The sequence below is a fragment of the Mucilaginibacter sediminis genome, assembly GCF_051903035.1.
Classification (GTDB): Bacteria; Bacteroidota; Bacteroidia; order Sphingobacteriales; family Sphingobacteriaceae; genus Mucilaginibacter.
The window spans coordinates 1,257,972-1,278,373 of record NZ_CP170602.1 but is presented as its reverse complement, the minus strand read 5'-3'; the positions used below and the strand labels follow the sequence as shown (position 1 = coordinate 1,278,373).

Here is a 20,402-nt window from a genome sequence, read left to right as displayed (position 1 = left end):
AAATGGCTATGCGTTTTGCTTTTAAGCTATTGTTCCCCCTTTAGGGGGTTAGGGGGCTTCGCTTACCTCCAATGGCCCCTATGCCATGCATAGCCATGGCGAACAGGGTGCCAGTAGCCTTGTACATAAACACGATTGGCACGCGGCCTTGCATAGTATCCGTTTACATAAACATAGCTGCCGCCACGCCAGGCCCATTCGCCAGGTACCCAATAGGCGCCCGGATAGGGTGCAGCCGGTCGTACATATACGGGTTCGGCCGGTCGTTCGGCTACGTAATAGTCGGCTGCGCAAGATGTAAATAGTGATGCTGATAAGGCTAATACTAATCCGGTTTTCGCAATTGTTTTCATCTGTAAAATGTTTAGTAGTTACTTACAGATGTTTGACAGTTTCAGGGATTATTGGTTTAATGAGGATTTGGTGAACTTACTTGCTACTACCAAATCTTTGCTGCCTGCAATATATTTATAAAATCCACTCCCGGTTTTTATGCCGCGGTGGCCAGCTGTAACCATGTTTACCAGCAGGGGGCAAGGTGCATATTTTTGATTGCCGAAGCCATCGTACAACACTTTTAATATAGCCAGGCAAACATCCAGACCAATGAAGTCGGCCAACTGTAGCGGGCCCATGGGGTGGGCCATGCCCAATTTCATAACGGTATCAATTTCCTGCACTCCGGCCACGCCTTCGTATAGCGTATAAATGGCTTCGTTAATCATTGGCATTAAAATGCGGTTGGCAACAAAACCGGGGTAATCGTTTACTTCAACAGCGGCTTTATCCAGCGTTTGGGCCAGTTGCATAATGGTTTGTGTAACCGAATCTGATGTGGAATAACCCCTGATTACCTCTACCAATTTCATTACCGGTACCGGGTTCATAAAGTGCATACCAATTACATTGCCCGGATTCTTGGTAGCAGCTGCAATTTCGGTTATTGATATAGATGATGTATTTGAGGCGAGAATAACGTCGTCCGAACAGATTTCGCTTAATTGTTTAAATAACTTGAGTTTAATCTCCCGGTTTTCGGTAGCGGCTTCAATAACCAGGTCGGCGGTTGCAGCGCCTTCTTTCAAATCGGTATACGTTTTGATCCGGCTTAGGGTATTTGTTTTACCAATCTCATCTATACTGCCTTTTTTTAGCTGCCTGTCAAGATTATTGGTAATCGTTTGTACAGCTTTTGCCAGGGCATCGGCATTGATGTCAACCAGCGCTACCTCAAACCCATATTGGGCAAAGGTGTGGGCTATGCCATTACCCATAGTTCCGGATCCAATAACGGTTATGTTTTTCATCATTTATCAGTTTATACAATTACTAAATTGATTCAAATTATTGGTTTTGCAAAACTCGATCAGCCTATTGTAAGCTAATAAGAGTGCCGGCATCTGTAATTGCCTTCCTGGTTAGATTCTCAAAAGTGGGTATGGTGCCCAATTCCGGTAGATTGGAATAATTTAGAATGTAGCTTTTTGAATAAATATCCTTGGCGCCATTAAATATTATACCCATAACCTCGATGTTGTATTTTTTAAGCGCGTGTATGGATAACAGGGTATGGTTAATGCTCCCCAGGTAATGCTGTGATACCAGGATCACTTTTGAGTTAAGCTGTTTAATCAGGTCGATCATCAAAAAATTGTCATTCAACGGCACCATCAGGCCACCTGCGCCTTCAATCACCAGCTGGTTATCTGTTTTAGGTAACACAATATTTTCCATTTCGATAGTAACCTTATCAATTGCGGCTGATTTATGGGGAGAAAATGGCTGTGTTAAGCGATACGCTTCGGGATGAAATTTTGTGCCGGGATTGGAAACCAGGCCTTGTACTTTTTGAGTATCACTATTATCCAAATCGCCGGATTGGATAGGTTTCCAATAATCTGCCTTTAATTTTTCGGTCACAATTGCCGAAACTATGGTTTTGCCAATACCGGTGCCAATGCCGGTAATAAAAATAGGTTGTTTAGCGGGCATTAATAAAATTGTTTACTGTATTACACAGCAAAGCTAATTCATTTAAGGTATTAAAACTATGCAGGCATATTCTTATACGTTCTGTCCCGGCGGCTACCGTTGGGCTTAAAATGGGTCGTACATCTAAACCTGCTGACTGTAAGGTATTTGCTATCAGGCGGGCTTTGTCATTGTTTTTTAAAATAATACATTGGATAGCGCTATCGCTTTGCAACAAAGGATAATCACTATTGATGTTGGTATGGTTTTTAAAATATGCAATGTTGTTTTTTAGGTCGATAATTTCCTTTTCAACATTATTTAATAGCTGATAAGCCATTTTTATCGAAGCTAAGTGATGAAAGGAGGGGGCCGTGCTATAAATAAATGGCCGGGCAAAGTTGATGAGGTATTCCTTAAGCACCTTGCTACCCAGCACAATCGCCCCGTGATTGCCAAGTGCTTTACCGAAAGTTACAACCGTGGCGAATATCCGATTTTGGAGGCCAAGTTGGTTTGTTAAGCCTTTTTTATACAAGCCAACTGCATGTGCTTCATCAACAATTAAATGCGCACCGTACTTTTCTGTTATATCAGCCATATCCTTTAGCGGAGCCGAATCGCCGTCCATGGAATATATACTCTCAACCACCACATAGCAATTGCCCTTAGATGCCTTTAATTTAGCCTCCAGGCTTTCGATATCGTTGTGTTTGAAGCTGTACCTGTTGGCATAGCTTAACCGCACACCATCAATGGCAGAGGCATGTATTAATTCATCAAGAATAATGGTGTCGCCACGTTGTGCCAGGGACGAGAGCAGGCCGAGGTTGGCGTCATAACCTGAATTAAATAGTAAACCGGCTTCAAATCCATGAAACCCGGCAATTTCCAATTCCAGGTCTTCGGCATACTGTGAGTTTCCCGAAAGCAGCCTTGAGCCGGTTGATCCGTTTAGACTCAATGGATTGTTATCCAATTCGGCTTTAATACGTTCTTTTAATACCGGCGACCGGGCGAAACCCAGGTAATCGTTTGAACAAAAATCGACAAGGCTGTTTTCTTGTTTCAGGCTGCGGTATATGGCAATTTCCTTTCGCTCGTCGAGTTTTTTTTTCAGGTGTTCGCTGGCTGATGTCAATTTATGGGATGTTTTAATAGAGTATTTCTAATGCTGAGCTTTTTGCTCTACCGTGCAAAAATAAAAAAAGCGGCTCATCGCCGCTTCTTTTGTCGTATTATATTGAATTAGTTTTGGGAGCCTCCTCCGCCGCCACCTTGTCTCATCCTATCCATCATGTCCTTTTGCAACTTGTCAAAAGTAGTTGCTTGTTCCGGAGTTAAAATAGCTTTCACTTTATCGTTAGTTGCTTTTCTCATCGGCATCATGGCGCTGCGCATTGCATCCCTGTCGCCATTGGCGGCAGTTCTTACGCTGTCCATTTTTGTAGCCTGTTCTTTATAAATGGCTGTAACTTTAGCGGTTTGATCATCAGTTAATTTTAACTGTGTCTGCAAATCTTTAGCCCTGTCTTCGGGGCTCTTTCTCATACCGCCACCTTGTGCATGGCTTACTGCTGCAATCCCCATCAGGAAACAGCACATCAACAGAAATTTTTTCATAGCTCTTTTAATTTATTTACGTTTTAATCTTAAGATAAAGATATAACGTAAAGGTTTAAGAAAGCCGATGTAACTTAATTGTTGCTTTGCTGTAAGTTGGATATCGAACGCTGCATCTGGGCCATCATATTGGTAAGGCTTTCCATAGTTGGCTCGGGTGTTGGCTGTGGTAACTGTGTTGATATATAGCCTTTTGCCTTCCATATTTCCAGCACGTCTTCGCCGTTTATTTCATACGGCTCATATACCGGATTATCAGATATCAGCTTTAGCTTTTTATTGTCTTTGAATTTGTTACCTATCCTTTTATATACAACGCCATCGTCTTTTGATATTACCACGTAAGTTTCGCCAGGTTTTACATCTGCCCAGTTTTCAAGGTACTCAGCAATGATGATATCTCCTGATACTATCGGCAGCATCGAATCGCCTTTTATTTCAAAAGCACGGTAGGTGCCCTGTTTAAACATAGGCAAATAAAACTTAGGCAGCTTGGCTACATATTCCGGATCGGCGTACCCATTTAAATAACCGGCGCTGGCCTTAAGGGGCACCATTTCAATGTTTTCGTTATCCTCTTTATCAACAGAAATACTTAGCACGCGCAGGTTTGCGGGGTTACCTTTTGGTTTTGGCGCCCACTTTTCGTTAATGGTTTCATTAATAAAATCATCAATGCTAATGTCAAAATAGATTGCTAATTGTTTTAGTAATTCATATTTCGGCTCGGCACGCTCTTCTTCATAAGCACCTACCAATGAGCGTTTTATACCTACTTCATCAGCGAACTGCTGTTGGGTAATTCCCTTCTTTTTGCGAAGGAACTTAATATTTTGTGAAATTATTGACATAAAATTTGCATTTGCTAAATTTATTAGTAATTTTATGCTCATAAAGTTAGTAATATTTATTCATTCACCAAAATTTTTATCAAAAAATGAAACGTTTTGTATATATCATCACCGACAGAAACAGGAAAAACCTTCATGTAGGCTTATGTTCAGACCTGGTAAAAACGCTGCAGTTTTACAGCGATATGCCAACCTTATTTTTTGATAGCGCACAGCAGCTTAACCGTTTAGTGTATTTTGAAGAGATTAATACCGAAGAGCAGGCGATGGAACGCTTTAAAACAGTAAGCACCTATACAAGGCCCCAAAAAGAAAAAATGATCAGACCGGTTAACCCTGATTGGGTAGATCTGACCATTGGCTTAAAATATGAAAGCGGGATACGTACCAGGCCGCAATTGCGCCCGTCGGTAAACGCCAACAGGCGTGCTATTACTTTTTAATAAATTTTAAAGCACCCGAATTCATGCAAAAACGTTTGCCGCCGCGGTCGGCAGGGCCGTCGTCAAAAACGTGACCAAGGTGTAGCCCAGTGCTTTTTTCAATAACTTCGTCGCGGCTCATGCCGTAGCTGTTATCAGTAACAATAGCAACTTTTTTGGAGTCGACAGCTTTTACAAAGCTTGGCCACCCTGTACCGCTATCAAATTTATCTTCAGAACTGAATAATACTTCGCCTGTGGCAGCGCTTACATAAACACCCTTTTCGTGGTTGTTCCAGTATTCGTTTTTAAAAGGAGGTTCGGTTCCGCTTTCAACCATAATGTAATACTGGTTGGGTGTAAGTATTTTCTTCCATTCTGCCGCCGGTTTGCTTAATTTATGTTTTGCCTGGCCGTTGCTGTTTTGGCAGCCAAAAGCTGTTATGATACTTATTATAGCTATAGCAAAAATTGATTTTTTCATTACTTTATTCATTTCGTTTTTTTTTGAACTATGATTTTGCCCTGTTAGTCGTAAAATCGGATTTATCCTTACAACTAATTATAGTTAAAATACGAAATTGCAGTTTAGGTGGTTTGTCATTTCATAGTACAATTTATATAACTTTTGCCTTAGGTAGCAGTACCTTGTTTACCACATGTAACATGCCGTTATTTTGCTCAATATCAAAACGGCTAATAATGCATTCTCCTCCATTTTCATCAATCAAAACAATATTACGGTTTGCATCAATCTTTGCTTTCAGTTTATAGCCCGCCAGGGTAGTAAATGTAGCTGCACCTTTACTCTTATTAATCTGTTTTTCAATATCTTTTGCTTTAAACCAACCGGCTATAGCGTGGTAACTCAAAATACTGGTAAGTTCCCAAATATGCGATGGTTTCATTAACGAATCGAGCCTTCCTGCAGGTAAATTCTGAAAGGCACCATTCACAGGAACAAATATGGTAATAGGTCCACGGCTTTGGAAAGTTAATGCAAGGTTTGCGGTTTTAATAAAATTGTAAAACACCGATAGGTCTTTGGATATAGCTAAGTTTTTAACAATGTCGTTAGCGGATCGCATGCTATCGCCCGCTGCAACTTTTAGCGGGCCAATTGCTTTAGGATTTACAGCCTTTGTTTGCGCAAATAACATAGTACCTAATAAAAGTAAGGCAGCAAGCATTATCAAATTTTTCATAGTGGTTGGTTACAGGTATAACAATCAAACAGTTAACTGTTTTTGCTAATTTAAGTTTTAAATAAAAAAAGCGGCGCACGGCCGCTTAAATATATTAAAAAAGGAGACGGGTATTACCAACCTGGTGTAAAGCCCAATCCAAACACAGGTTTCTTTACATCTGTGCGGTTAAAAGGAATGGCCAGGTATGGCTCCAATACAAAGGCACCAAAAACGTTTACCCTTAATGAAATGCCGGCGCTTAAAGCGGGTACACGGCCATATGTTGTATTAAACACAGGGTTTCCGTTGCTGTCAACTTGTGGCACACCATTTTCATCCACAACAGCCGTGCGGCTTAAAACCGGAGGGTTTTTCTGGAAATAGATATGTTCGCCGGCATTCCAGGCCAGGCCTGCATCAAAAAACAGGTTCAGATCGGTAAACAGGAATTTAGATTTGATTTGGGCCAATTTTTCGGGCCCGGTAAATGGCAGGCGGGTTTCAAAGTTAAATATCGCCATCCTACTGCCTGATAGCTGGTCGATATTAAAGCCGTTTGACGCCTTGCTGTTGTTATTGTAAAAGGTTTGCCCTTCATAGCCCCTGATGTAAAAGGGATAACCTATAAATAGGGGATAAATGCCGTTTGAATCGCCAAAGCGGCCGTAGCCATAAAAGCGGGCTGCAAATGTAACCGGCTCAACACGTACGTATTTACGAAGATCAATAGTTGGAGAGAAGAATTTGTAGGTGCCAAAATTGTAACCGGCTTCTAATCGGTACCTAAAACCATTCAAAGGAGCGGTCACCCCAAAAAAGGAGTTGTCGCCAACCAGGGCTGTCGACAGTTGGAAAAGCGCATATGATTTTAAATTATAATTAAGCAGGGCGCTTTCTTCAGCATTGGCAATTTTCTTTTTATCCGAGTTGAGATAGGTGTAGTTTAACGTGGTATTGTTATTGGCGTCGGTTAATGTATCAATTTTATAGGTATCGCTATACCGGTCAACACGATAAGAGTTATAAGAGGCACCGGCGCTTACTTCAAAACGGTTTGTTTTATTGATAGGATAAGAGGTAAATACCCTGGCGGCATCTTCAAAATTGCGGATGATATCCGTATTCTGCGATAATACTTTTACATTTTTGCCGCCTACATTTTGTGTTGGGAAGGTTTCCGTTTGTAAACCAAAAAGGTAGGGAATATGTGATATTCCTGTACCCAAATTCCACCTGCCGGTTTGGTTTACGTATGTTACGGCAGCGCCGGAGTCGTAAATTTGCCCGTTGACGGATGCTGCAGCGAATATTTGGTTGCGGCCCAATATATCGCTGAACACACCCTGGATACCACTTGACAGACTGGTGCCGTAAAAGCTGCTTACCCCAATGCCAACACCGCTGCCTGCCAGGTAATCAAGCTTAAATTTAGGGCGATAGGGGATTTCTTTTACAGAATCTGCCGGGATTTTCCGGTAAGCCAGGAAGTTGTTCAGGTTCGAATTGATCAGATCGACGCCAACTGCACGAGGAGGGGGCAGCATAGCAGCGCTAAAATCTACTGCCTGCGGTTGTAATGCAATGGACTTAAACGCCGATGCTTTGGCGTTGTACAAGGCGTATTTTTGCGCCCGGTAATAGGAATATACCACATCATCATTAGCAGAGATACTTAACGCAGGCGAAAATTCGGTAATACCACAGATGCCGGTAAACAGATCGGTCATTTGTTCAACCTGGCCCGTGCTGATGGTGTAGCGGTACATGTTGCGGAAACCATCCCTGTTGGACAGGAAGTAGATTTGCGAACCATCGGCTGAGTATTGCGGATTTAAATTGTTGGCCCCGTTAAATATTTTTATATCGGTCACTTTGCCGGTGGCCAGGTCAAGTTCGGCCAGGTTAAAGGTGATAGCCTGCTCTAATGATTGATCGTAAGTGGAGCGGTCGCTTGAAAACAGAACCTTTTTACCATCCCTTGAATAGGTTGGCTGGTAATCGGTGTATTTATCGTTGGTAAGCTGAGTAACTTTTTTTGTGTCGAAATTATAGGAATACAAATCGCTTTGGCCCTCAACAAGCCCGGTAAAAACAATGTCCTTACCATCGGGCGACCAGGAGAGGTTGCTAAATTGCTCTGCCTGCTCCATCGATACATCATCAAGAACGCGTCCGTTGTTGATATCAACTACTTCCATGCGGTTACGTCCCTTGCTGAACACACTGAATGCGAACCGCTTACTATCCGGCGACCATGCGCCGGCCGATTCGATGAAGTTAAACTCATCTATATGCGTGTTGGATACCTTGCTTGTGAGTTTCCGTAAAATTTTACCCGTTCGGGCATCGGCCAGGTAAAGGTCTATACTGAACAAACTTTTAGCAGATAAAAATGCCAGGTATTTACCATCGGGGCTTACCGCCGGGGCTACCACAAGGTCGCCGCCGTTGTCTTTATCTACCAGTTTTAAACCAACAGGCTTTTGTACGGTATCCTTTAAAAATGGCTTGTAAGTGCTCTCTATCGAATTTTTCCACAGCCGGGATAGTGTTTTGTCGTCGTACCCAAAAGTGCGCCTGATGCCATAGGCAAGGCCATAGCGGGCAGTATTTTTGAAGAAGGGCACAATCACCGTATCGCCGTAAGTTGACCCTAAAAACGACCAAAAGGCTTCTCCGTAGCGGTACGGGAAATACTTGTTACTCTCCGTCAGATCGCGAACCGTAGGGATGTCGTGGTTCAAATAAGCATCGCGCATCCACATCGCGGTGTAGGCATCTTTTTTACCCAACGAAAGATACTCGGCCATACCTTCTATCATCCACAGTGGAATGTTATTGATGTTCTCGAAATTCTCGTTCTGATTGCCACCTAGCAGGGCATGGTATTGAAAAGCGTGCACCAATTCGTGCCCTATTACGTGGCGCGTCATTTGGTTTGTTTCCATCACAGGCATTACCACACGGTTTTTTAAACCTTCGGTAATACCGCCTGTACCTACACCAATTTCGCCGTCAATTGCGGTGGTTTGCTGAAAATCGGGGTGATTGGCATATAAAATAATTGGATTGGCTGTTTTAAATGTATCCTTAAAAACCTGTTGGTGCAGGGTGTACCACAATTCGCTTTCCTGGGCAAAGCGTTTAATCATGCTATCGTTTTTGATGTAATAGTAGATTTCGAAATGCGGGGTTTTATAAACTTTAAACTTGAGGTTTTTGTACCGTACTTTATTTTGACCGAAATATTGCGCCCTGGCGCTGTTGCTGATGAGCAGCGAGCAGATAAGGCATACCAATATAAAGCTGAACTTTTTAGCGTTGTTTAACAATGAGTAGGTTTTATTCATAATTCAAACTAAATAGAATACGGCTAATTTAATGAATAATCGGCGGGCTGTAGGGCCTGCCGATTGATATTTAAAACTTGTCTATGAACTTTTAATCCCCTTAAAATGCCCTATTTTTGATTGGCGGGCGTTGTTTCGGGGTTCTCCGGCGTACTGTTAGCTGGCGTTGGTATAACGTTGGTGGTATCAATAGGGTTGCTTGTACTATCTACCTCCGTAGTATCAGCGGCAATATGCGGCGACGGACAATTGTAGTTTTTGGTGATCTTGCTCCAGGGCTTAGGGAAAGGCCCGTAAGTATAGCCCAGTTTTGGATCGGCATAAACCTTCTCCATAAAGCGGCCAAAAATGGGCAGCGCCGTGTGTGATCCTTCGCCGGTTTCGGACGATGTAAAGTGTACGCTTCTGTCGTCAGCACCAACCCATACGCCGGTAACCAAGTCCTTTGTTATACCCATGTACCATCCGTCAACATAATCAGATGATGTGCCGGTTTTGCCGCCAATCTGGTTATCCTTTTTCCAAAGGCCAGGGTATTCCCATAAGGCCTGTGAGGTGCCACCCGGTTCTTCCATACCTCCTCGGAACATATAGAGCATTAGCCAGGCGGTTTCTTCGCTCAATACTTTTTCTTGTTTCAACTCAAATTCGTCAATTACATTACCCTGCTGGTCTGTTATTTTAGTTACCAGTAATGGATCTATTTTTTGGCCTTTATTGAGGAATGTGCTGTACGCCCTTACCATTTCATAAACCGAAACGTCATTAGATCCTAATGATACCGAAGGAACCGATTTTAATGGGCTTTCGATACCGCATTTGTGCGCGTACTGTACAATTTTATCCCAGCCAACTTTTTCGGTAAGCTGCGCGGTAATGGAGTTTACAGATTTGCCCATAGCCCACCTTAGCGACATTTCCTGGTACGAAAAATGAAAATCGGCATTATTGGGCTGCCATACTTCGTCTTTGCCGTTGTCTTTATATTTTATGGTTACTGGCTGATCGGTGAATTTATCGCAGGGCGTGTAGCCGTTATCAAGCGCCGTTAAATAGGCAAATGGCTTAAAGGTAGAACCTGCCTGCCTTCTTGATTGGTTTACGTGATCGTAATTGAAAAAACGATGGTCGATGCCGCCAATCCAAACCTTTATTTTACCGGTAGATGGTTCAAGCGTCATCATGCCGGTATTTAACAGTTTGGCGTAGTATTTAATAGAGTCGATAGTCGAAAATGTGGTATCCTGCTCACCGTGCCAGGTAAAAACGGTCATCCGTTTTTTAGTTTTAAAGTACTCGCTTATTTTTACGGTGTCACCGCCAAATTTTTTATCCAGCAATTTGTATATAGGAAGTTTTTGCTCGTTTTTTAAAATGAAATCTTTAATTTCTACACCCTTCGAATCGCGCCACGGATTTTTATTGCCCCATAGGTTGTAAAAACGTTTTTGCAGCATTTTCATTTTTTCGGCAACAGCCTCTTCGGCATATTGCTGCATCCGCGAGTCTATGGTTGTATAAATTTTCAATCCATCCTCATATAAATCATACCCATTATCCTTACACCATTTATCCAGCCATTTTTCAACCGCGCGGCGAAGGTAGGAGTCGCCATGCGAATCCTCTTCTACATAGCTTAAATCGAGTTTTATGGGCGATTGTGAACTGCTTGTGTATTGGTCTTTAGTAATGGAACCATTTTTAAGCATCTGGCCTAAAACCGTATTTCTGCGTTCGGTAGCACGTTCGGGATTGCGGATAGGATTATAGCTGGATGTGGCTTTCAGCATACCTATAAGCAAAGCAGCTTCACCGGGACTAACCTGGTCAGGTTGTTTGTTAAAATATTTTAATGTGGCTGTTTTTATGCCAAAAGTATTGTTGCCAAAAGGGACCGTATTAAAATATAATTCAAGAATTTTTTGCTTGCTATATACGTGTTCAATTTTAAACGCAGTAAGCCACTCTTTAAACTTATATACAACGGTATTTATAAGAGGCACTTTGCGGATAAAGCCCTGGGATTTGCGCTTACGTGTTTCAAAAAGGTTTTTGGCAAGCTGTTGTGTAATGGTACTGCCGCCCCGCCGCTCGCCTTTAGCCGTTGAAACCATACTGGTAAAAAACGAATAAAAATCGACACCACCATGACTGTAAAAACGCACGTCTTCGGTTGAAATAAGCGCGTTTATAAGGTTGGGTGAAATATGCTTTAAATCAACGGGCGAGCGGTTTTCTTTATAGTATTGGCCTATCAGTTTACCATCGGCAGTAAAAACCTCCGAGCCCACAGAAAGCACAGGGGTCTTAATATCCTGCATGTCAGGTGAATAACCAAAAAGCCAAAGGAAGTTGAGCTCGATGGAGCAAAAAAAGATGATAACGAAGTATATGAAGATAACAAGGAATCGCAGAAACCGGTTTCGTATTTCTCTGAACATTGGGTAAAGATGTAAAATTATGGCGCTAAATCATAGCCCGAAACAAATATTAATATGTGTAGTTTATATAAAGCTAAATATATACCAGCCGACTACCATTTTATTTAATAAAGGCCTAAAATTTCCATAATATAATTTGATGTTGCCTTAAACGGTAACTTATATTTAGGTTTGAATAGTGGCGTAGTACATTAGCTAAAAATAAACTTTTATTATCAACGCAATTTTAATACCTAAATTTCATGTTAACAACGTGTAAAACAAAATTTTTATCATGAGTAATATCGTCAAAAAGTTTAAAGTCGAAAATGGTAAGGGATTTAAGCTGGGAGACTTCGATCCGGCGTATTCTGACGGATTTAAAAAAATCGAGGCCCGAAAGACATTAAAAGACCTGATAGATGAAACATTTGACTTGCAGACAGAACTTTACGCGGCCAATAAATATGCCCTGCTCATCATTTTCCAGGCGATGGATGCCGCCGGGAAAGATAGCGCTATTGAACATACATTATCGGGCTTAAACCCGCAGGGCTGCCAGGTTTATAGTTTTAAACAACCCAGTCCCGAAGATTATGAACACGACTTTCTGTGGCGGCATTACCGGTCGTTACCCGAAAGGGGGCGCATAGGTATCCACAATAGGTCGCATTATGAAAATGTATTGGTAACCAAGGTACATCCCGATTTGTTGCTAAAAGAGCATTTGCCTGGGATTAACGATGTAAAAGATGTTGATGGGAAGTTTTGGGATAAACGTTACGAAAGTATCCGGGCATTTGAAAAGCACCTTACGAATAACGGTACAGTTATTATCAAATTTTACCTGAATGTATCTAAGCAGGAGCAAAAGCTGCGTTTTTTAAAACGGATTGATAACCCCAAAAAAAACTGGAAATTTTCGGCTGCCGATATTCAAGAGCGGGAAAAATGGGGGGACTATATGGATGCTTATGAAAAGGCAATAAAAGAAACTGCTACCGGTGATTGTCCCTGGTATGTAATACCTGCTGATAAAAAATGGTTTACACGGATTGCCATTTCTACTGTCATTCTTGATACTCTAAAAGGATTGAAGCTAAAATACCCGGTGCTTGAAAAAGAAGAGAAGGATAAATTGGATGAATCCAAAAAGCAATTGGAAAAGGAATAAATCACCCTCTCCAATTGCTTAATCAAACTTGGTTAAATGCCAGAAAATATATTTTGTGCAGGTTCGCCAATTAGCGGCATTGGTTTTCTTTCACCCTGGAGTGCGCCAAGCAGGCCAATCACCCAGATTACAAAAAGCGCAACCCGCACTACCCAAAGTATTGCTGCACCAAACGAAAAACCTACCGAAAAAAGTATAGCACCGGCGGCATACGATACGATCATAGACACGATGTGGAATAGCAGCGTTTGCCTCATTTGATAGCTTGCCTGATAGGTTTTGTTTTTTTGATACAGGGCAAAATAAGCAATAAGCCACCCTATAATGGTAAAATAACTGATGATGCCGGCTAATTTGCCATCATCGCTTGACGAATAGTTGCTCATAGTAAAGAAGGTAATTTTGAGTGATAATTAATTATTAAAGCTAACCATATTTTGATCAAAAGGATAGTTTAATCACAAATTATTCCACGGTTATTTCATCCGCAAAAATGTACGATTGGTTGCCTTTACTTTCATGCCAGTTAGGCAGTGCGCCATATTGTTTGGCTATTATTTTAATATAGCGGGTGTTTAAATTTAGCGGCGCAGTAAACTCCTGGGTTTGCGAATTTGTATCCTTAATATCTACCTTGGTATTCACGGTGGCTGCCAACTTATAATTCCTGCCATCGTCAGATACCCAATATTGAATATATTTAGGGAACACTATCCACGCATTGCTATCTTGTAATGTGCCAATACTGACTTGTTTTACAGGTTTTATGGCACCTATATCAATAATGGCTTCCAAATCTTTGCCCTGGTAGCCCTGCCAGTTGCCCACATGCCAGTTTGTTGTGCCATGGATGCCGTTGATAAGCGATTCGTCGCCTTTATCTGCATAGTTGGGCAGGTATTTATTGACGAGCGTTAGTTTGATGTCTGTTCGTAGTTTAATAAAGTTAGCTTCGTCAACAAAGCTGCTTTTACCGTTCATGATAGCTATCGCCTTAACTGTTGTATTCCCGGTAATGGCAATTGGCTTACTGTAAAGTGTTGAGTGTACGGTAGGGGTTGATCCATCTAATGTGTAGTAAATCCCGGCATCCGGGTCGGTGCTTTTTATTTGTACGCTGATAGCTTCTTTGAATGATTTGGCGGGGGCTATAATGTAAGGGGTAGCCACAATCAAGCTGTCGTTTATTTTTGAAGTTGGGCGTTCCAAATCCTGTACAAACAGTTTGTTGGCCAGTTTGCCGGCAAATACTTCAAACTCGCCGCCGTTGGCTATATCGTCAAAATTAAGGTATAGCTTGTTATAGGTTTTCTTGGCCAGGCTCATGCCTTGCAAATAAATATTGCCTTTGCCTATGCTTGCCCCGGAGTTGAGGATGGTAAATTGCTTGCCGTTTTCTAAATTAATAACAGCTTTATCAAACTGTGGCACCCCAACCTGGAAAGCCTGCTGCCCGGGGGCAATATTGTAAATACCCAGCGAGCTCATGACATACCAGGCCGACATTTGCCCGCAATCTTCATTTCCTGCCAGCCCATCGGGTTTATTGCTATACTCTTCACGCAAAATCCTGTCTATATAAAATTGCGTTTTCTCGGGCGATGCGGTAAAGTTGTACAGGTAAGCCATATGATGACTTGGCTCGTTTCCGTGTGCATATTGGCCGATAAGGCCGGCTACATCCGGAATATCGCTACCGTTTAGCTTTGATTCTGTGGTAAACAATTCATCCAGTTTAGCTTCAAAAGCTTCCTTTCCACCCATTTTTGCCATCACGGTTTCTACATCCTGGGGTACCATGAACGAGTATTGCCAAGAGTTGCCTTCCGTGTAATTACCATTTATCTCGGTAGGGTCGAAAGGTGTAAGCCAGCCACCATTGCTGCGGGCCTGCATAAAGCCATTCTGGTTATTGTAAACGTTTTTCCAATACTGGGCACATTGAATGTATTCGGCGTAATCGATGGGTTTGTTCAGCATTTTAGCCATCTGGGCTATACACCAATCGTCATAGGCATACTCCAGGGTTTTGGATACCGAAGCATCTTCCTGGTCGGATAATACTGCGCCGTTTTTACGGTAAACATCCAGCCCGAACTGGTTGCGGTTCACCGCGGCTTTCATAGCGGTAAATGCTTTTGCCGCATCAAAATCACGAATACCTTTTGCATAAGCATCTACAATAACAGGGATGGAGTGATTACCAATCATGCAATAGGTTTCGGTACTGGCCAGTGGCCATATAGGCAGTAACCCACCCTGGTCATACATCGCCAGGAATGATTTGATGAAATCGAGCGTCCGTTTTCTGTCGATCAGTGTAAGCAAAGGGTTTTCGGCCCGGTAGGTGTCCCACAACGAAAAAACAGTATAGTAGTTAAAGCCTTGCGCGGTATGCACTTGCTGATCCATACCACGGTATTGGCCGTCAACGTCGCTGTAAATGTTGGGTGCCAGCATGCTGTGGTATAAAGCGGTGTAAAATATGGTTTGTTTTATACCTGCATAGTCAATGGGTTTTGTTTTTTTACCGGCAGGGGCGGGACTATAAGGGTTGTTAACCGTCCCTTCATCATTAAGCGCTGATTGTTGCGACGAGGATGGGCCGCCGCCTTCTACCTGAATTTTATTCAACTCGGTATTCCAGGTTGCTTTGGCTGCTTTCTGGACCTTTTTAAAATCGAAATCGGGTACTTCTGCATCCAGGTTTTTCAAGGCGCCTTCGGTACTTACTGCCGAAATACCGACTTTCGAAATCACCTCGCCGGGATTGTTAAACTGCAGGTACATTTTAATGTTTTTGCCCTGCGCTTTGTTTTTCCCATCCTGTAACTCGTTGTTACTGGTTATCCCATAAGTTTTAAATGGTTTTGAGAATTTGGCATAAAAATAAACCTGTTGGTTATTGGCCCACGATTTTGATTTGCGGTACCCGCGAATTTCGTGATCGTTCACCACTTCAATCCACGAATCCAGCACCTCGTCGCGGTGTTGCAGATCTATGATGATGTTGGCCTTTTCGGCACTGGGGTAGCTATAGCGGTGTACGCCAACGCGGGTAGTAGCTGTTAATTCGACGCCGATATTGTATTTATCCAGCAAGGTTTTATAATAACCGGGCGTGGCAATCTCATTTTTCTTTTTAAAACCAGAGCGATATTCGGTGTTTTTAAACTGCGGCTCGCCGGTGGTAGGCATAAACAGCACATCGCAATAATCGGGAATGCCTGTGCCGCTTAAATGGGTGTGCGAGAAGCCATAGACAACCGTATCAGTATAATGATAGCCCGAGCAGCCATCCCAGCCTTCCAGTCTTGTGTCAGGGCTTAGCTGCACCATGCCAAAAGGCATTACCGCGCCGGGATAAGTGTGCCCATGCCCCCCGGTACCAATAAAAGAGTTAACCAGTTGGGCGTAATCTTTATCTTTTCTTTTTTGTGCCGATGCTGGTACAACGAAGACTAACGATAAAGTGATTACAAATAAATGGCGATGTGTAAATCTGATAACGGACATACAATTAAATACAGTTTTATTATATCACGCAAAATAAAACTTAAATATTACAATGTACGATGGCAATAAATATAATACATAGCTGATATAGATACCTAGAAGGGCCGACAAATCTTGTATCAATTAGAAATTAATTTATTTGAGTCTCAATTTTTTTGAGGCTATTGATACTACGTTGAACGGGCAAATTAAAAAAATGGGATTTACTGGCAAAAATCATACTGTCTTTTTTAAACATCGAGTCGAAAAATACGATGGTATAATTCCCTGCATTATCTGTTAGCTTAAGGCTTGTATGATTTGTAACCTGCATTTTAAATGATTTGCCATCCTTATTAGTTACTTCAATAGAATCAATTCCGTTGTAAAAGTTTTTACCGTTTTTTAGCAACACACCTGCAAGGCCAAGTCTAAAATCATAGGCTTCGGTTATCTTTTCCGGGTTAACCTTGTCAAGTTGGCTTACTAAACTGGCCGGGGTCATGTAATAAGTGGAGCAGGAACTTGCCAGTACAGCAATAAAGATGAAGCTTAAAAGTGCTTTCATAAAAAAATATGCAGTGTGATAAAATTCTCCGAAAGTAGGTATTTATCCGACACTTACAATGGCAAAAATCCATATAAACGAAAAAAAGCCCGGTTTATTAGCCGGGCGTTTAGTTTAGCAAGGGGTATTATGCGTTGCGTACAACGCCTATCTTTTTCAAAAGCTTACGGTTTTCGCGGCGGTGAATCAGCCGGTGAACAATAGCATATATGATAGGCAATATCAATAGTGTTAATATGGTTGAGGTTACCAGGCCACCAATAACAACTATAGCCAGGGGTTTCTGCGTTTCGGAACCTATACCCGTTGATACAGCCGCGGGCATTAACCCTATGGCTGCCATCAACGCAGTCATTACTACAGGCCTTACGCGGCTGATAACACCATCTAAAATTGCTTTATCAAGCGGCATACGCTCTTCCAGGTTCTTTTTAAATACAGATACCAGGATTACACCATTTTGAATACACACACCAAATAAGGCGATAAAACCTATACCCGCGGATATACTAAAGTTTGTGCCTGTTATATGCAACGCCAGTATCCCGCCAATTAAGGCGAATGGCACGTTCATAATAACCAATGTGGCATCTTTGGCATTACCAAATGTGATAAACAAGATGAGGAATATCACCAACAAGCAAATAGGTACTACATGAGCCAATGTATTTGATGCACGTATCTGGTTTTCAAACTCACCTGCCCAAACGTCAGTATAGCCATGCTCAAATGTTACTTTCGAGTGTACTTTGCCTTGTGCTTCGGCAATGGTACTGCCCAAATCGCGGCCGCGTACCGAGAATTTTACGGCAATGTAACGGGTATTATTATCCCTGTAAATAAAGGCTGGCCCGGTAATAGTTTTGATGGTGGCAATTTCTTTTATTGAAATTTTGGAGCCGTTAAGGGTAGGCACCATCAGGTTTTCTATTTTATCCTGGGTGTTGCGGTATTGTTGCTGATACCTGATCCTGATATCAAACCTGCGCTCGCCCTCATATAACTCAGTTGCTGCTTTACCTCCTATAGCCATTTCGATAACCGAGTTAGCATCTGCGGTAGATACGCCATAAAGTGCCATTTTGCGTTGGTCGAGTTCAATCCTGAACTCTGGTTGACCCAAATTGCGAAGCACGCCAAGGTCTTCAACGCCCTGTACTGTTTTTAAAATTCGCAGTACACTGTCGGCTTTTTTATCAAGTGTTTGAAAATCGGGGCCAAATATTTTTACAGCTAACGCGGCATTAACGCCAGCAACTGCTTCTTCTACGTTATCGCGAATAGGCTGCGAATAGTTGAACACGGCACCAGGGATTTTGCTCAGTTGTTTATCCATCTGGGCAATAAGTTCATCCTCGGTAATACCGCTGGGCCATTCTTTTTTGTTTTTAAGATCGACCTGGATTTGAACGTCAAAAAAGCCTTTTGGGTCGGTACCGTCATTGGTTCGGCCAACCTGCGCAAGCGTTTGCTTCACTTCGGGGAACTTATCTAATATCTGCATCATTTTTTGATTGATGCTTTCGGCTTCATTTAGCGAAACGCTCATTGGTAATTCAGCCTCAACCCATAATGCGCCCTCGTTCAGATCGGGCAAAAATTCCGATCCTAAGAACTTTGCCGAAAAGAAGGTGACAGCCATAAAGGCAACCGCAACTATCAAACTCAGTTTTTGATTTTTATAGGTAAAGTTGAACATTCGGCGTATGCCATTCTCGAAAAAGAGAACAACCGGATTATGTTTTTCCTTTACGTTTTTTTGTAACAGGATGCTGGACAGAGCAGGTACCAGGGTTAGTGTGAATATTAATGCTCCAAGTAATGCGAAACCCAAGGTATAGGCCAAAGGCGAGAACATTTTACCCTCAACCTTCTGGAATGCAAAAATCGGGATTAAACAGGTGATGATGATCAACTTGGAGAAGAAGATGGCTTTACCCATTTCGGCACCTACATTTTTAAACAAACCCAGCTTGGCAAGGCCGTTAAACTTTTGCATGCCTACTTCTTTAGCCTTATGATCAAGGGCAACAAAAATCCCCTCAACCATTACAACCGCCCCGTCTATAATTATACCAAAATCTACAGCACCCATTGATAGCAGGTTGGCGCTCATTCCTTTTATGCGCATACATACAAAGGCAAACAACAGGGATAGCGGGATGATAATAGCAACAGTAAGGGTTGTACGCCAGTCGGCCATAAACAGGAACACAATAACGGTTACCAGGATAATGCCCTCGCACAGGTTATGGATAACTGTTTCGGTACAAAAATCCATCAGGTTTGTGCGGTCGTAAAAGGTATCAATCTTTACGTCCTTGGGCAGGATGTTTTCATTCAGGTCTTTTACTTTGTCACGGATACGATTCAGAACCTCGGCGGGATTCTCGCCTTTGCGCATTACAATAATACCTTCAAGCACATCTTTTTGCTTATCTCGGCTCACCTGGCCTAAACGGGGTAGGCCGGCCTCTTTTACATCGGCAATATCTTTTGCCAATATAGGTACGTTGTTTACATTTTTAATGATGATATTCTGGATTTCATCAATATTATTGATAACCCCAATACCGCGTACTACATAAGCCTGGTCATTTTTTTCAATCACATCGCCACCCACATTGATGTTACTACGGTTTATGGCAGTATAAACATCCAGCGACGTAAGCCCGTACTTTTGCAACAGGGCAGGGTTAACAGCAACTTCGTAAGTTTTTTCCTCGCCGCCAAAGCTATTTACATCGGCAACGCCGGGCACAGATTTAAACTGGCGATCAAGTACCCAATCCTGTATAGCGGTAAGCTCGTGAATTGATTTGGTGCGGCTTTTAAGCGTATAACGATAAATTTCGCCGGTAGGGCCGTATGGTGGCTCAACCTCGGGTTTTACGCCATCGGGCAAATCGGCATTGCCCAGGCGGCTTAATACCTGTTGGCGGGCAAAAGCATCATCCACATCATCATCAAAAATGATGCGCACGTACGATAAGCCGAAGGCTGAGGTTGTACGCAGGTTGGCCTTTTTTTGTACCGAGTTTAAAACGGTCTCCATCGGGATGGTGATCATTTTTTCAACTTCCTCGGCGCTACGGCCCGGCCATTGGGCAATAATGATGATTTGGGTATTAGTTACATCAGGAAACGTCTCGATGGGCGTATTCATGTAGCTCCACACACCGAGCACAACCAAAACCAGTGTCATAAAAAACACAAAGTAGCGGTGCCTGAGTGAGAAGTAAATTATATTTTTAATGAATTTATTCATCTTTTAAAGTATCAAGTAGTTAGTATCAAGTAGCAAGATTTTATGGTGGTATCAAGTGGTTGGTATTAGGTAA

General features: G+C 42.3%; 16 protein-coding genes. 2 read left to right on the top strand and 14 right to left on the bottom strand.

Translation table 11 applies throughout. The features are described from left to right. Positions 1-62: 62 nt before the first annotated feature. The 6 genes from ACFGVS_RS05055 to ACFGVS_RS05030 all read right to left on the bottom strand — a co-directional run bounded on the left by ACFGVS_RS05055 (position 63) and on the right by ACFGVS_RS05030 (position 4,445). Complete coding sequence (locus tag ACFGVS_RS05055; RefSeq protein WP_090650581.1) at positions 63-353, bottom strand: YXWGXW repeat-containing protein; 291 nt, start codon at positions 351-353, stop codon at positions 63-65. A 48-nt stretch (positions 354-401) separates the two neighbouring features. Continuing rightward, positions 402-1,310 (bottom strand): 3-hydroxyacyl-CoA dehydrogenase family protein, encoded by a 909-nt coding sequence (locus tag ACFGVS_RS05050; protein ID WP_439697729.1) that lies wholly within the window; start codon positions 1,308-1,310, stop codon positions 402-404. 61 nt (positions 1,311-1,371) lie between these two features. Continuing rightward, positions 1,372-1,992, bottom strand: coding sequence for a dethiobiotin synthase (bioD, locus tag ACFGVS_RS05045; protein WP_439697728.1), 621 nt, complete (start codon positions 1,990-1,992; stop codon positions 1,372-1,374). Beyond that, positions 1,982-3,112 (bottom strand): aminotransferase class I/II-fold pyridoxal phosphate-dependent enzyme, encoded by a 1,131-nt coding sequence (locus ACFGVS_RS05040; RefSeq protein WP_439697727.1) that lies wholly within the window; start codon positions 3,110-3,112, stop codon positions 1,982-1,984. Before ACFGVS_RS05040 ends, bioD begins: the two co-directional genes overlap by 11 nt. Positions 3,113-3,219: 107 nt before the next feature. Further along, entirely contained in the window at positions 3,220-3,594 is a 375-nt protein-coding gene (locus ACFGVS_RS05035) for a hypothetical protein (RefSeq protein ID WP_439697726.1), read from the bottom strand. A 74-nt stretch (positions 3,595-3,668) separates the two neighbouring features. After that, entirely contained in the window at positions 3,669-4,445 is a 777-nt protein-coding gene (locus ACFGVS_RS05030; protein ID WP_090651060.1) for an XRE family transcriptional regulator, read from the bottom strand. A gap of 86 nt (positions 4,446-4,531) precedes the next feature. Here ACFGVS_RS05030 and ACFGVS_RS05025 point away from each other — a divergent pair, with 86 nt between their 5' ends. Beyond that, positions 4,532-4,888: a nuclease gene (locus tag ACFGVS_RS05025; protein WP_090650595.1), complete on the top strand. Its 357-nt coding sequence runs from the start codon at positions 4,532-4,534 to the stop codon at positions 4,886-4,888. Here the strand turns inward: ACFGVS_RS05025 and msrB are convergent. From msrB to ACFGVS_RS05005, 4 genes are all read right to left on the bottom strand, one after another. Next, positions 4,878-5,351: a peptide-methionine (R)-S-oxide reductase MsrB gene (gene msrB, locus ACFGVS_RS05020; protein WP_439697725.1), complete on the bottom strand. Its 474-nt coding sequence runs from the start codon at positions 5,349-5,351 to the stop codon at positions 4,878-4,880. The two genes, ACFGVS_RS05025 and msrB, sit on opposite strands and share 11 nt — an antisense overlap. Before the next feature lie 133 nt (positions 5,352-5,484). Continuing rightward, positions 5,485-6,072, bottom strand: coding sequence for a fasciclin domain-containing protein (locus ACFGVS_RS05015; RefSeq protein WP_274213264.1), 588 nt, complete (start codon positions 6,070-6,072; stop codon positions 5,485-5,487). A gap of 113 nt (positions 6,073-6,185) precedes the next feature. Further along, complete coding sequence (locus ACFGVS_RS05010) at positions 6,186-9,404, bottom strand: tolB protein precursor (RefSeq protein WP_439697724.1); 3,219 nt, start codon at positions 9,402-9,404, stop codon at positions 6,186-6,188. Between the two features lie 110 nt (positions 9,405-9,514). Beyond that, positions 9,515-11,845 carry a penicillin-binding protein 1A gene (locus ACFGVS_RS05005; protein WP_439697723.1) on the bottom strand — a complete coding sequence of 777 codons (2,331 nt, stop codon included), beginning with the start codon at positions 11,843-11,845 and terminating at the stop codon, positions 9,515-9,517. Positions 11,846-12,119: 274 nt separating this feature from the next. Between ACFGVS_RS05005 and ACFGVS_RS05000 the strand changes: the two genes are divergently transcribed. Then, positions 12,120-12,998 carry a polyphosphate kinase 2 family protein gene (locus tag ACFGVS_RS05000; RefSeq protein WP_090650606.1) on the top strand — a complete coding sequence of 293 codons (879 nt, stop codon included), beginning with the start codon at positions 12,120-12,122 and terminating at the stop codon, positions 12,996-12,998. 32 nt (positions 12,999-13,030) lie between these two features. Here the strand turns inward: ACFGVS_RS05000 and ACFGVS_RS04995 are convergent, their stop codons facing one another. From ACFGVS_RS04995 to ACFGVS_RS04980, 4 genes are all read right to left on the bottom strand, one after another. Further along, the gene (locus ACFGVS_RS04995) at positions 13,031-13,384 is read right to left on the bottom strand and encodes a hypothetical protein (RefSeq protein WP_090650609.1); all 354 of its coding nucleotides are present in this window, start codon (positions 13,382-13,384) and stop codon (positions 13,031-13,033) included. Between the two features lie 79 nt (positions 13,385-13,463). Then, positions 13,464-16,514 carry a GH92 family glycosyl hydrolase gene (locus ACFGVS_RS04990; protein WP_439697722.1) on the bottom strand — a complete coding sequence of 1,017 codons (3,051 nt, stop codon included), beginning with the start codon at positions 16,512-16,514 and terminating at the stop codon, positions 13,464-13,466. Positions 16,515-16,644: 130 nt separating this feature from the next. Continuing rightward, positions 16,645-17,061 carry a hypothetical protein gene (locus ACFGVS_RS04985; protein ID WP_439697721.1) on the bottom strand — a complete coding sequence of 139 codons (417 nt, stop codon included), beginning with the start codon at positions 17,059-17,061 and terminating at the stop codon, positions 16,645-16,647. Between the two features lie 127 nt (positions 17,062-17,188). Then, positions 17,189-20,329 (bottom strand): efflux RND transporter permease subunit, encoded by a 3,141-nt coding sequence (locus tag ACFGVS_RS04980; protein ID WP_439697720.1) that lies wholly within the window; start codon positions 20,327-20,329, stop codon positions 17,189-17,191. Between the last annotated feature and the right edge of the window lie 73 nt (positions 20,330-20,402).